We start from the raw sequence: 12596 nt of genomic DNA, 5'->3' as shown, positions 1-12596 counted from the left end.
TGAAGCTCGCGCTTCAACCGGGTTTCCCCAACTGCGTCTGAACTGCGCGCCGGCTCAGGACAGCTTCTTCTTCAGCAGCTCATTCACCTGCGCCGGATTGGCCTTGCCCTTGGTCGCCTTCATCGCCTGGCCGATCAGCGCGTTGAACGCCTTGTCCTTGCCGGCGCGGAATTCCTCGACCGACTTCTGGTTCGCGGCGAGCACTTCGTCGATGATCGCTTCCAGCGCGCCGGTGTCCGAAATCTGCTTCAAACCCTTGGCCTCGATGATGCGATCCGCGGCGGCTTCGTCCGTGGCCTTTTCCTCCCAGATCGCGAGGAAAATTTCCTTGGCGATCTTGTTCGAGATCGTGCCGTCGGCGATACGTTGCAACAACAGCGCAAGCTGCGCGGACGAAACCGGGCTTTCGGCGATATCCAGGCCTTCGCGATTCAGTTGCGACGACACCTCGCCCATGAGCCAGTTGGCCGCGACCTTGGCGTTCGCCGGGCCGACCTTGGCGACCACCGCTTCGTAGTACGCGGCCATCGCCTTACTCGACGTGAGCATGTTCGCGTCGTACGGCGTGAGGCCGTATTGCGTCACGAAGCGCTGTTGAATCGCTGCCGGCAATTCCGGCATCTCGCGCTTCACACGCTCGACCCACGCCGGATCGATCACGAGCGGCATCAGATCGGGATCGGGGAAATAGCGGTAATCGTGCGCGTCTTCCTTGCTGCGCATGGAACGCGTTTCGCGCTTGTCCGGATCGTACAGCCGCGTTTCCTGCACCACCGTGCCGCCTTCCTCGATCAATTCGATCTGACGGCGCACTTCGTACTGGATCGCTTCTTCCAGAAAGCGGAACGAGTTCAGGTTCTTGATTTCGGCGCGCGTGCCGAATTCCGCCTGACCGACCGGGCGCACCGACACGTTCGCGTCGCAACGGAACGAGCCTTCCTGCATGTTGCCGTCGCAAATTCCGAGCCACGTGACGAGCGTGTGCAGCGTTTTCGCGTAGGCGACCGCTTCCGCCGCGCTGCGCATTTCCGGCTCGGTGACGATTTCCAGCAGCGGCGTGCCCGCGCGATTCAGGTCGATGCCGGTCATGCCCGCGAAGTCTTCGTGCAGCGACTTGCCGGCGTCTTCTTCAAGGTGAGCGCGCGTGAGATTGACGATTTTCTCGTACGCTTCCTTGCCCGCCTTTTCGTTGGCCGGCACCTGGATCTTCACCTGCCCGCCCTGCACGACGGGGATTTCATACTGGCTGATCTGATAGCCCTTCGGCAGATCGGGATAAAAGTAATTCTTGCGCGCGAAGATGCTGCGCGGGGCGATCGTCGAACCGATCGCGAGACCGAACTGGATCGCGCGCTCGACGGCGCCGCGGTTCATCACCGGCAAGGTGCCCGGCAATGCGAGATCGACAGGGCACGCCTGCGTGTTGGGCGCGGCGCCGAACTGCGTCGAAGCGCCCGAGAAAATCTTCGATTGGGTCGACAGTTGCGCGTGGGTCTCCAGACCGATCACGACTTCCCATTGCTTGGTCATGGTGCTCACACTCCTGCCGGTGCTTTGCGGTGCCAGTCGGTCGCGCGCTGGAACGCGTCGGCCACCTGCAACATCCGGGCTTCATTGAAATAGTTGCCGATGATCTGCAGGCCCACCGGACGCTGCGCATTCGCGCCCGCGCCGAAGCCGCACGGCACGCTCATGCCCGGCAAACCGGCGAGGCTCACCGACAGCGTGTAGATGTCGGCCAGATACATCTGCACGGGGTCGTCGCCTTTCGCGCCGAGGTCCCACGCCACCGACGGCGCGACCGGTCCCATGATCACGTCGCACTGCCTGAACGCCTCCTGGAAATCCTGGGCGATGATGCGGCGGATTTTTTGCGCCTGCAGGTAGTACGCGTCGTAATAGCCGTGCGACAGCACGTAGGCGCCGACGAGAATACGGCGCTTCACCTCAGGTCCGAAACCTTCGGCGCGCGACTTCTTGTACATGTCGAGCAGATCGCGATACTCCGCGGCGCGATGGCCGAAGCGCACGCCGTCGAAACGCGACAGGTTCGACGAAGCTTCCGCCGGCGCGATCACGTAGTAGACGGGGATCGACAGTTCGGTTTTCGGCAACGAGACTTCGACCAGCGTTGCGCCGAGTGCTTCGTATTGCTTCAACGCGGCGTCGATGGCGGCACGCACGTCGTCGGCGAGACCCGCGCCGAAATACTCTTTCGGCAGGCCGATGCGCAAGCCGGCGAGCGGCTTGCTGGCGCCGTCTTCCTGCCACGGCTTGCCGATGTAGCGCGTGTAGTCTTCGTCGTCGCGAACGAGGCTCGTGGAGTCGCGTTCGTCGAAACCGGCCATTGCGTTGAGGAGCGTCGCGCAGTCCGCGGCGTTCCGCGCCATCGGGCCGCCCTGATCCAACGACGAGGCGAACGCGATCATCCCGTAACGCGACACGCGGCCGTAGGTCGGCTTGATGCCGGTGATGCCCGAGAACGATGCCGGCTGACGGATCGAGCCGCCCGTATCCGTGCCGGTGGCGGCCGGCGCGAGACGCGCGGCGACCGCAGCCGCCGAGCCGCCCGACGAACCGCCGGGCACAGCCTGACGATCCCACGGATTCTGCACGGGGCCGAAGTACGAATTCTCGTTGGACGAGCCCATCGCGAACTCGTCCATATTGGTCTTGCCCACGCACACCATGCCGGCGTTCTGCAGACGCGCGACCACGGTTGCGTCGAACGGACTCTGATAGTTCGACAGCATCTTCGAGCCGGCGGTGGAGCGCCAGCCCTTGGTGACGAACACATCCTTATGCGCGATCGGCAGGCCGGCCAGCGGACCCGCGTGGCCGGTGTGCAGCAGCGCGTCCGCGGCTTTTGCCTGCGCGAGCGTCAGATCGGCATCGACCTGGATGAATGCGTTGAGGCTATTGGCGGCGTCGATCCGCTTCAGATACAACTGGGCCAGTTCGACTGCGGAGCATTCCTTGGCCGCCAGTGCGGCGCGCAGTTCGGTCAAGCTTTTTTCATGCATTGCGTTTTATCCTGAAGAGCGCGGCAGCGCGGGCGACGCTGCCGTTTGGGCGTTCGGCTGCCCGCCGGCAAGCCGAGCCGAGGAAGCCGGATGGCGCGGATTCGAGCGGTATTCCGTTCGCACGCCGTGCCGGGCTTGATGCGCGATTCTTACTCGATCACCTTCGGCACGAGGTACAGGCCGTCTTGCACGGCCGGCGCCGGGCGTTGGAAAGCTTCGCGTTCGACTGTTTCGGTTACCGCGTCGTCGCGCAGGCGCAGCGCGACGTCTTCGATCTGCTCGATCGGATGAGCAAGCGGGGCGATGCCAGTGGTATCGACCGCCTGCATCTGCTCGACGAGGCCAAAGAAGTCATTGAGCTGGACGAGCGTGTGCTCAGCGTCGGCTTCGGCGAGGTCGAGCCGCGCGAGATGCGCGATGCGTTTTACATCGGTCAGGGTCAGAGCCATGCAGTCACCGGAAAATGTGGTGGACCGCCGCGGCAACGAAAAAATAATGCCGCGACAGCGGGTTACGACGCTGGAGGAAGACCTCGAAAAAGGGGCCAGCGGTGGCAAAAAGTGCCAGCCGTTTCCTTCAAAACATCCAAAATTATAAGGTATCATTACGCGTTCGACCCAAACCCGGACCGACTTAACACGGCCTTTCCGATCAGTTCTCAAAGATGGTTCGGATTTTTCTAACGTGGCTTTGCACCGGCCTCCGGTAGACTCCCCCGCAGCTTCAAGATCAGCGGCGCCCATTTCGCCCGGTTGAGGCTGTTATTTTTTCCGCTGCCGCCCTGCGCATATGTTGCGAGGCCCGGCGCCAAGCGAGACAGGATTTTGAATGTTCGGTTTTTTGCGCAGCTATTTCTCCAACGATCTGGCCATTGACCTTGGCACTGCCAATACGCTCATCTACATGCGTGGCAAAGGTATCGTTCTCGACGAACCGTCGGTGGTCTCGATCCGCCAGGAAGGCGGTCCCAACGGCAAGAAAACCATTCAGGCAGTCGGTAAGGAAGCCAAGCAGATGCTCGGCAAGGTGCCGGGCAACATCGAGGCAATCCGCCCAATGAAAGACGGCGTGATCGCCGACTTCACCGTTACCGAACAGATGATCAAGCAGTTCATCAAAACTGCCCATGAATCGCGCATGTTCTCGCCGTCGCCGCGCATCATCATTTGCGTGCCGTGCGGTTCGACTCAGGTCGAGCGTCGTGCCATCAAGGAAGCCGCGCACGGTGCCGGCGCTTCGCAGGTCTATCTCATCGAAGAACCCATGGCCGCCGCGATCGGCGCTGGCTTGCCGGTGTCGGAAGCTACCGGCTCGATGGTCGTCGACATCGGCGGCGGCACGACGGAAGTCGGCGTGATCTCGCTCGGCGGCATCGTATATAAAGGTTCGGTGCGCGTGGGCGGCGACAAGTTCGACGAAGCCATCGTCAACTACATCCGCCGCAACTACGGCATGCTGATCGGCGAACAAACCGCCGAGGCCATCAAGAAAGAAATCGGCTCCGCGTTCCCGGGTTCGGAAGTCAAGGAAATGGAAGTGAAGGGCCGCAACCTGTCGGAAGGCATTCCGCGCAGCTTCACGATTTCCAGCAACGAAATTCTCGAAGCCCTCACCGATCCGCTGAACCAGATCGTGTCGTCGGTGAAGATCGCGCTCGAACAAACGCCGCCGGAACTCGGCGCCGACATCGCCGAGCGCGGCATGATGCTCACGGGCGGTGGCGCACTGCTGCGCGATCTGGACCGCCTGCTCGCGGAAGAAACCGGCCTGCCGGTGCTCGTCGCCGAAGACCCGCTCACGTGCGTCGTGCGCGGCTCGGGCATGGCGCTCGAACGCATGGACAAGCTGGGCAGCATCTTCTCGTACGAGTAAGCGAGCCCGTCTCCATGTCAGTAGCGCGGATCAGGCAAACGGCCCCTTGCGGGCCGGTTTGCCGTTGGCTGGACCTTCCAGCCTCCGCGTGCTGAACGCGCGTCCCCGGCGCGCCGCCGTCTCACCCAACCGCTCACGCCCCCGGCGCCGACCATGGAATACAGTCCGCCGCCCCTGTTCAAGCAAGGCCCATCCGCACTCGCGCGGCTGGTGTTTTTCGTCGTGCTGGCGCTGGCCCTGCTGATCTCCGATGCACGGTTCAAAACGCTCGAGATCGTTCGCGGCGTGCTCGGTGCCGGTCTCTACCCGTTGCAGCGCGCGGCCCTCGTGCCGCGCGACGTCTTCATGGGCGCCGCCGACCTCGCGGTGACCAGCGCCACGCTGCGCAGCGAAAACGACAAGCTGCGCACGAAAGACCTGCAACTCTCGCAGCAAGCCAATACAGCCGCCGAACTGGCCGCCGAGAACGCCCATCTGCGCGCGCTGCTGCAACTGTCGCAGCGCGCCACCACGCAATCGCTGCCCGCTGAAATCCAGTACGACACACGCGATCCGTTCACGCAGAAGGTGGTGATCGGCCGTGGCGCGCAGCAAGGCATCCAGAACGGCTCGCCGGTCGTCAATGAAGACGGCGTGGTCGGCCAGGTCACGCGTGTGTTCCCCCTGCAGGCGGAGGTGACGCTCCTCACCGACAAGGATCAGGCGGTGCCCGTGCAGATCGTGCGCACCGGTTTGCGCAGCGTGATTTACGGTACGCCGAAGGGCGATACGCTCGATCTGCGTTTCGTGCCGATCAGCGCCGACGTGCAAACCGGCGACGAACTCGTCACCAGCGGACTCGACGGCATTTATCCGCCGGGGCTGCCGGTCGCCAAGGTGGTGCGGGTCGACAAACAGGCCGATACCGCCTTTGCGCGCGTGATCTGCCTGCCGGTCGCACCGGTGCGCGGCGCGCGTCAACTGCTGGTGCTGCATTACGTGAACGACATACCGCCGCGTCCGCCGGAAGAGCCCGATCCGGCCACCGCGGCGAAAGAAGCCGCGAAGGCCAAGAAAGCCGGCAAGGGTGCGGACAGCAAGGCTGCGGCGGATAAGTCCGCAGCCAAGCCAGCCGGGAAACCGGCTGAAAAACCCGCGGCCGCCGCCAGGCCTGCTGAGAAAACACCGGCCGCGCCCGCCGCCACGGAGAAAAAATCCGCCGCCGAAAAGAAGCCGACCGCTGACAAGAACGTGAAGCCGCAAGCCGCGCCGGGGGCGCAACCATGAACCGTCCGCAATACATTCTGCAGCCGGTCAATCCGTACTTCATCGCGTTCAGTCTCGCTGCGGCGTTCCTGCTGAACCTGATGCCGTGGGGGCGCCTCGTCGGCGTGCCGGACTTCGTCGCCCTCGTGCTGCTGTTCTGGAACGTGCACCAGCCGCGCAAAGTCGGCATGGGCATCGCGTTCTTCCTCGGCTTGTTGATGGACGTGCACAACGCCAGCCTGCTCGGCGAGCACGCGCTGGCGTACACGCTGCTGTCGTACGGCGCGATCACGATCCACCGCCGGGTGCTGTGGATGCCGCTCGGCGTGCAGACGTTCGCGGTCATGCCGCTTCTCGTGGTCGCGCAACTGGTGCCGTTCGTGATCCGTCTGCTGACGGGCGCGGCGTTTCCGGGCTGGGGTTATCTGATCGACGGCTTCGTGGAAGCCGCGCTGTGGCCGATTGCAAGCATCCTGCTGTTGATGCCCCAACGCCGCCCGGCCGACCCGGACGACACCCGGCCGATTTGATCGATCACGCAGCGAGCGCGCAGGCCGTTCCAGTCGAACCCACGCCCGCGGCCCGCTCGACGCACGTCGCCGTTCATGCCTCCCGGTTCCGACCGGATCAGGCGCACACTCATGATGGCCGCGACCCGGCCTTTTTGCAGAATCGCATGACCGAATTCAAGGACACTCAGCAACAGCTCTCGAAGTTCCGCGTGCGCGTGGCGGCGGCGGGCGTGTTCGTGTTCGTCTGCTTCGGGCTGATCGGCTTCCGTTTCCTGTTCCTCCAGGTCTGGCACTACAGCAAGTACTCGCTGCAAGCGGACGAAAACCGCATCTCGGTCGCGCCGATCGTGCCGAACCGCGGCATCATCACCGACCGCAACGGCGTGGTGCTGGCCAAGAACTACTCGGCCTACACGCTTGAAATCACGCCGTCGAAGCTGAACGATTCGCTCGAAAACGTGATCGACAGCCTGGCCACGGTCGTCTCGATCGACGCACGCGACCGGCGCCGCTTCAAGAAGCTGCAGGAAGACTCGAAGAACTTCGAGAGCCTGCCGATCCGCACCCGCCTCACCGACGACGAAGTCGCGCGCTTCACCGCGCAGCGCTTCCGTTTCCCCGGCGTGGAAGTGCGCGCGCGCCTGTTCCGCCAATATCCGCTCGGGCCGACCGCGGCGCACGTGATCGGCTATATCGGCCGGATCTCGCAGCGCGACCAGGAACGCATCGACGACGCCAGCGACCAGAACGACAAGGACCCGGACCACTACGATCCGCGTCTGGACGCGAACAACTACAAGGGCACCGACTACATCGGCAAGATCGGCGTCGAGCAGAGCTACGAGACCGAGCTGCACGGCCAGACCGGTTTCGAGGAAGTCGAAGTCACCGCCGGCGGCCGCCCGGTGCGGACGTTGTCGCGCACCCAGGCGACGCCCGGCAACAACCTCGTGCTGTCGCTCGATATCGGCTTGCAGCAGGTCGCCGAGCAGGCATTCGCGGGCCGCCGCGGCGCGCTGGTCGCGATCGAGCCGGCCACGGGCGACGTGCTCGCCTTCGTGTCGGCGCCGAGCTTCGATCCCAATTCGTTCGTCGACGGCATCGATCAGCAAACCTGGGACGAGCTCAACAACTCGCCGGATCACCCGCTTCTGAACCGCCCGCTGCACGGCACCTATCCGCCGGGCTCGACCTACAAGCCGTTCATGGCGCTCGCCGCGCTGACGCTGCACAAGCGCACGCCGGGCTGGGGCTTCCAGGATCCGGGCTCGTACACGTTCGGCGGCCACACGTTCCGCAACGACGTGCGCTCGGGCCAGGGCTGGGTCGACATGAACCGCGCGATCGTGGTGTCGAACGACACGTATTTCTACATGCTCGCGCACGATCTCGGCGTCAATGCGATCGCCGGCTTCATGAAGCCGTGGGGTTTCGGCCAGATCACCGGCATCGACATTTCGGGCGAGGCGCGCGGCATTCTTCCTTCGACCGACTGGAAACGCAAGGCGTATCGCAAGCCCGAGCAGCAACGCTGGTACGAAGGTGAAACGATCAGCCTCGGCATCGGCCAAGGCTACAACTCGTTCACGATCCTGCAACTCGCTCATGCCACCGCCACGCTTGCGAACAACGGCGTCGTGATGAAGCCGCACCTCGTGCGCGACGTCGAAAATCCGATCACGAAGGACACGCGCGCGGTCGTGCGCGATCCGACCGACAAGCTCGCCGTGAAGCAATCCGATATCGACATCATCAAGCGCGCGATGGAAGGCGTCGTGACCAACGGCACGGCGTCGAAACTGTTCATCGGCGCGCCGTATCTGGCGGCCGGCAAGACCGGCACGGCCCAGGTTTACTCGCTGCAGGGCGCGAACTACCGCGGCCATGCGACGACCGCCGAGCACCTGCGCGATCACGCGCTCTTCATTGCGTTCGCGCCCGCCGAGCAGCCGAAGATCGCGCTCGCGCTGATCGTGGAAAACGGCGGCTGGGGCGCGGAATCCGCCGGTCCGATCGCGCGACGTGTGCTCGATTATTACCTCGTCGGCAAGAACAAGCCCGGCGCGCAAGCAGCGGCTATCGCGACTGCGGCTTCCGCGACCCAGGATGCCTCCGCGCCCGAAGTGGGCGGCGCACCGGCACCTCAGGATGCGGCGACGCAGCCGGTCAGGATCGCCGCGGGCTTCACGGCGTTGCCGATGCCGGGCGCGGCTTCTGCGGCAGCGGCGGCTTCTGCCGCGGCGGCGGCATCCGCATCGGCGGCGGCATCGGCGGCGGTGGGCTCGTCGGCGCCCGCTGCGACGGGTGCGGGGGCGTCGGCAGCCACGCCCGCGTCCTCCGCCGTAAAGACGCCGCGCAAACCCCGCGCTCCGCATCCACCCGGTCCGGGTAGCGAGCCGGCGCCGAGCGCCGCCGCACGCCCCGAAGGAAATCCCGTCGCAGAACCGTCGCGGGATAACGGCACTCAGCCCACGTCGCCACGCCAGCCGGTTTCCGGCGGCATCGACGAGTAAGGAGAAAGGCATGCAATTCGACAAGCGCGCCTGGCTCGACCGCATCAAGCGGATGTTCGCGGGCTTCGACCGTCCGCTCGCACTGATCGTGTTCCTGCTGTTGTGCGTCGGCCTCGTCACGTTGTACAGCGCGAGTCTGGACGTTCCCGGCCGCGTGGAAGATCAACTGCGCAACATCATGCTGACGTTCCTACTGATGTGGGCGCTTGCCAATGTGCCGCCCACCATGCTGATGCGCTTCGCCGTCCCGCTTTATACGTTCGGGATCGCGTTACTGGTCGCGGTGGCGTTGTTCGGCCTCACGCGCAAGGGTGCGAAGCGCTGGATCAACGTCGGCGTGGTGATTCAGCCTTCGGAGATGCTGAAGATCGCCACACCGTTGATGCTCGCGTGGTACTACCAGCGCCGCGAAGGCGTGATGCGCTGGTATGACTATCTGGTCGGTCTGCTGATTCTCGCGGTGCCGGTCGGACTGATCGCCAAGCAGCCCGACCTCGGCACCGCCGTGCTGGTGTTCGCGGCCGGGTTCTTCGTGATCTACTTCGCGGGTCTGAGTTTCAAGCTGATCGTGCCGGTGCTGCTTGCCGGGGTGATCGCGGTCGGCTCCATCGCGGCGTTTCAGGACAAGATCTGCCAGCCGCAAGTGCAGTGGCCGCTCATGCACGACTATCAGAAGCACCGCATCTGCACGCTGCTCGATCCGACCTCCGATCCGCTCGGCAAGGGCTTCCATACGATCCAGGCGGTGATTGCAATCGGCTCGGGCGGCCCGCTCGGCAAGGGCTGGCTGAAGGGCACGCAGGCGCATCTGGAATTCATCCCCGAGAAGCACACCGACTTCATCTTCGCCGTGTTCGCCGAAGAATTCGGGCTGGCGGGAGGGATCGTATTACTCGTCCTGTACATGCTATTGATCGCGCGCGGACTCTATATCGCGGCCAATGGAGCCACGCTGTTCGGACGTCTGCTGGCCGGATCGCTGACGATGGCGTTTTTCACCTACGCGTTCGTCAACATCGGCATGGTGAGCGGCATCTTGCCGGTGGTAGGCGTGCCGTTGCCGTTCATGAGTTACGGCGGCACCGCGCTCACTACGCTGGGGGTCGCGGCCGGCCTGATCATGAACGTCGCGCGACAGAAACGGTTGATGCAGAGCTAGCGCTCCAGCGCGCTGGCAACCGCAAACCGATGCGGGCTGTCGCAAACAAAGCGCCGCAACGAATTCGACGAACCGGAAGGGGCGCACCGCAAGGAGCGCCCTGTTTCGTTTACGGCCTCGTTCACTGCAGCGTTCACTGCGGTTTCACTTCCTTCCGATCCCGCAACTGCGTGCTGAGCTCCTGGTACTTGAGCCGCGCCGCCGGATCGCCCTGTGCCGCGGCGGCCGCGTAATAGGCACGCGCCACGTTCAGGTTCTTGTCCACGCCGTCGCCGCCGCGCTCGTAGAACGAGCCCGTCACGTATTGCGCGGTCATGTCGCCGCCCTCTGCCGCTTTCTTGTACCAGACGAATGCCTGCTTGTTGTCGCGCTCGGTGCCGCGGCCGTCGAGGAACTGGTTGGCAAGCGCAAGCTCCGCCTGCACGTGCCCTTGCTGCGCGGCCTTCAGGAACCAGCGATGCGCCTCGACCGGATCGCGCCCGACGAACTCGCCATCGTCGTACATCTTGCCGTACACGTATTGCGCGTGAGACATGTTGGCGTCGGCGGCCTTGCGCAGCCATTTCTTGCCTTCATCGACGTTGGCCGGGGTGCCTTCGCCGTTGAGCAGCATCATCGCGTAATTGAACTCGGCGAGCCGGCTGCCGCGCTCGGCGGCCTTGCGGAATTCGGCAAGCGCCGCGGTCAGATTGCCGGCGTTGTAGTCCGCGACCGCGGTTTGCGTCTCGGCATCGGAAGGCTTCGCGACCCGGTCCTGCGCATGCGCCGCCACGTTCGCCATCAACACCGCCGCAATCGCCAGGCGCGCGACGACGCCCTGCACCTTCACCTTCATGACCTCACCTCCTGCAACGCCTGGCGAGTCGCGCGCAACATCCACAAGACGTCGGCGGCCAGCGCGATAAAACGAAAACCGGCATCGCGATACTGCCTCGCGCTCACGGCGTCCATGGCGAAAATGCCCGCCGCGATGCCGGCCTTGTCGGCGGCGCTGACGATGCGCGCCATCGCCGCCTGCACGTCGGCGTGCTTCGAATCGCCGAGATGACCGAGGCTCGCGGCCAGGTCGGCCGGTCCCGCGAACAGGCAATCGACGCCTGGGGTCGCCGCGATCTTTTCCACTTCTTCGAGGCTGCGCGCCGACTCGATCTGCACGATGGTCGAGATCTGCGCATTCGCCGTCTGCACGTAGTCGCGCCGCATGCCGTAGGCTCCCGCCCGCACCATGCCGGCGACGCCGCGCTGACCGTCGAGCGCCTCGGCGCTCGGATATTGCGTGAGACGCACGGCATGCGCCGCTTCGTCCGCCGACGCGATATTCGGGAACATCAGCGTGCGCGCGCCGGCATCCAGAACGCGCTTGACGAGCCACGCCTCGGTGGCCGGCACGCGCACCACCGGCTCGCTCGGCAGATGCGCCGCCGCGATCGCGCGCAATTGCGAAGTAACGTCGCCGCTATCGTTCGGCGCGTGTTCCATGTCGATCAGCAACCAGTCGAAACCCGCGTGCGCGAGCGCCTCCGCCGCGGCGTCGCTGCCGAGCGACAGCCACAGGCCGAACAGCGGATCGGCTTCCTTCAACCGTTGCTTGAGGGGATTGGTGAAAGTGCTCATCGGCGCGCTCCGTCACGGCGACGGGATACGTCGTGCGGAAAGCGACTCAGGATGCGGGTGATGCAGTGCAGGCGAACGCCAGGACTCTCGCGGCCCGGCTGCCTGCTGCGACGCAATGCGGTGACCGGCATGTCTCGCTCCGTATGGTTATCGGAGCGATCATACCGTGACAATAACGCGGGGGTTCGGCGTGCGCGATCGGCCTTGGCGCTTAATCGCGGACCACGTCGGCCCAGCAATTCGGCGTCTCGTACAGACGCAGCTTGTGCAGACGCAGATTCACGCCGTAATGCGCGTCGTAGACGTTCGCGAGAATGTCGAACGCGACGGCGGCAAGATTCTCGACAGTAGGGATGCGGTCGAGCACGACCGTCTTGTGGCCGGCCATCGTTTCCAGAAAGCCGCGCACCTGCGTATCGCCTTCGTAGACGAGGAACGCATGGTCCCACTTGTCGACCAGATGCTCGACGGCGAGCGACTTCACATCGGCGAAGTCCATCACCATGCCGCGGTCGGGCGCGCCTTCGGTGTCGACCAGATCGCCTTGCAGCGTGATTTCGAGCACATAGCGGTGGCCGTGCAGATTACGGCACTGGCTGCGGTGATCGGGGATGCGGTGACCCGCATCGAATTCGAGTTTTCGTGTAATCGTCAGCAC

Annotated in this window: 12 protein-coding genes; 6 read left to right on the top strand and 6 right to left on the bottom strand. The window is 64.4% G+C overall.

Annotated elements, in window-relative coordinates:
* Window positions 1-54 precede the first annotated feature (54 nt).
* From gatB to gatC, 3 genes are all read right to left on the bottom strand, one after another.
* Entirely contained in the window at window positions 55-1530 is a 1476-nt protein-coding gene (gene gatB, locus ACOCG7_RS31305; RefSeq protein ID WP_073430339.1) for an Asp-tRNA(Asn)/Glu-tRNA(Gln) amidotransferase subunit GatB, read from the bottom strand.
* A gap of 5 nt (window positions 1531-1535) precedes the next feature.
* Window positions 1536-3023, bottom strand: coding sequence for an Asp-tRNA(Asn)/Glu-tRNA(Gln) amidotransferase subunit GatA (gene gatA / locus ACOCG7_RS31300; RefSeq protein ID WP_073430340.1), 1488 nt, complete (start codon window positions 3021-3023; stop codon window positions 1536-1538).
* 149 nt (window positions 3024-3172) lie between these two features.
* A complete protein-coding gene (gene gatC / locus ACOCG7_RS31295; RefSeq protein ID WP_073430341.1) occupies window positions 3173-3472 on the bottom strand; it encodes an Asp-tRNA(Asn)/Glu-tRNA(Gln) amidotransferase subunit GatC in 300 nt (99 codons plus the stop codon).
* Here gatC and ACOCG7_RS31290 point away from each other — a divergent pair.
* From ACOCG7_RS31290 to rodA, 6 genes are all read left to right on the top strand, one after another.
* Complete coding sequence (locus ACOCG7_RS31290) at window positions 3471-3620, top strand: hypothetical protein (RefSeq protein WP_159442580.1); 150 nt, start codon at window positions 3471-3473, stop codon at window positions 3618-3620. The two genes, gatC and ACOCG7_RS31290, sit on opposite strands and share 2 nt — an antisense overlap.
* A 231-nt stretch (window positions 3621-3851) precedes the next feature.
* Window positions 3852-4895, top strand: coding sequence for a rod shape-determining protein (locus ACOCG7_RS31285; protein WP_004189550.1), 1044 nt, complete (start codon window positions 3852-3854; stop codon window positions 4893-4895).
* A gap of 153 nt (window positions 4896-5048) precedes the next feature.
* Complete coding sequence (mreC, locus tag ACOCG7_RS31280; RefSeq protein ID WP_073430342.1) at window positions 5049-6161, top strand: rod shape-determining protein MreC; 1113 nt, start codon at window positions 5049-5051, stop codon at window positions 6159-6161.
* A complete protein-coding gene (gene mreD, locus ACOCG7_RS31275; RefSeq protein WP_073430343.1) occupies window positions 6158-6670 on the top strand; it encodes a rod shape-determining protein MreD in 513 nt (170 codons plus the stop codon). The genes mreC and mreD overlap by 4 nt, the downstream gene beginning before the upstream one ends.
* 146 nt (window positions 6671-6816) lie before the next feature.
* Window positions 6817-9165 (top strand): penicillin-binding protein 2, encoded by a 2349-nt coding sequence (gene mrdA, locus ACOCG7_RS31270; RefSeq protein WP_073430344.1) that lies wholly within the window; start codon window positions 6817-6819, stop codon window positions 9163-9165.
* A gap of 10 nt (window positions 9166-9175) precedes the next feature.
* A complete protein-coding gene (gene rodA / locus ACOCG7_RS31265) occupies window positions 9176-10324 on the top strand; it encodes a rod shape-determining protein RodA (protein WP_073430345.1) in 1149 nt (382 codons plus the stop codon).
* A 133-nt stretch (window positions 10325-10457) separates the two neighbouring features.
* Here rodA and ACOCG7_RS31260 read toward each other — a convergent pair whose 3' ends face one another.
* From ACOCG7_RS31260 to queD, 3 genes are all read right to left on the bottom strand, one after another.
* Window positions 10458-11105, bottom strand: coding sequence for a tetratricopeptide repeat protein (locus ACOCG7_RS31260; RefSeq protein ID WP_235004901.1), 648 nt, complete (start codon window positions 11103-11105; stop codon window positions 10458-10460).
* A gap of 50 nt (window positions 11106-11155) precedes the next feature.
* Entirely contained in the window at window positions 11156-11938 is a 783-nt protein-coding gene (locus tag ACOCG7_RS31255; RefSeq protein WP_073430347.1) for an HpcH/HpaI aldolase family protein, read from the bottom strand.
* 211 nt (window positions 11939-12149) lie between these two features.
* Window positions 12150-12593 (bottom strand): 6-carboxytetrahydropterin synthase QueD, encoded by a 444-nt coding sequence (gene queD, locus ACOCG7_RS31250; protein ID WP_090518804.1) that lies wholly within the window; start codon window positions 12591-12593, stop codon window positions 12150-12152.
* Window positions 12594-12596: the final 3 nt, after the last annotated feature.

This window comes from Paraburkholderia sp. DD10 (genome assembly GCF_049177125.1).
In the GTDB taxonomy this organism is placed as follows: Bacteria; Pseudomonadota; Gammaproteobacteria; order Burkholderiales; family Burkholderiaceae; genus Paraburkholderia; species Paraburkholderia terricola.
Note: the sequence above shows the minus strand (reverse complement) of the source record. Positions and strands in the feature narration are given on the sequence as shown.

What these genes read in the sequence shown, in the direction of transcription:
- gatB (WP_073430339.1), bottom strand. Translation starts at nt 1,530, where the DNA reads ATGACCAAGCAATGGGAAGTCGTGATCGGTCTGGAGACCCACGCGCAA.
- gatA (WP_073430340.1), bottom strand. Translation starts at nt 3,023, where the DNA reads ATGCATGAAAAAAGCTTGACCGAACTGCGCGCCGCACTGGCGGCCAAG.
- ACOCG7_RS31290 (WP_159442580.1), top strand. Translation starts at nt 3,471, where the DNA reads ATGCAGTCACCGGAAAATGTGGTGGACCGCCGCGGCAACGAAAAAATA.
- gatC (WP_073430341.1), bottom strand. Translation starts at nt 3,472, where the DNA reads ATGGCTCTGACCCTGACCGATGTAAAACGCATCGCGCATCTCGCGCGG.
- ACOCG7_RS31285 (WP_004189550.1), top strand. Translation starts at nt 3,852, where the DNA reads ATGTTCGGTTTTTTGCGCAGCTATTTCTCCAACGATCTGGCCATTGAC.
- mreC (WP_073430342.1), top strand. Translation starts at nt 5,049, where the DNA reads ATGGAATACAGTCCGCCGCCCCTGTTCAAGCAAGGCCCATCCGCACTC.
- mreD (WP_073430343.1), top strand. Translation starts at nt 6,158, where the DNA reads ATGAACCGTCCGCAATACATTCTGCAGCCGGTCAATCCGTACTTCATC.
- mrdA (WP_073430344.1), top strand. Translation starts at nt 6,817, where the DNA reads ATGACCGAATTCAAGGACACTCAGCAACAGCTCTCGAAGTTCCGCGTG.
- rodA (WP_073430345.1), top strand. Translation starts at nt 9,176, where the DNA reads ATGCAATTCGACAAGCGCGCCTGGCTCGACCGCATCAAGCGGATGTTC.
- ACOCG7_RS31260 (WP_235004901.1), bottom strand. Translation starts at nt 11,105, where the DNA reads ATGGCGAACGTGGCGGCGCATGCGCAGGACCGGGTCGCGAAGCCTTCC.
- ACOCG7_RS31255 (WP_073430347.1), bottom strand. Translation starts at nt 11,938, where the DNA reads ATGAGCACTTTCACCAATCCCCTCAAGCAACGGTTGAAGGAAGCCGAT.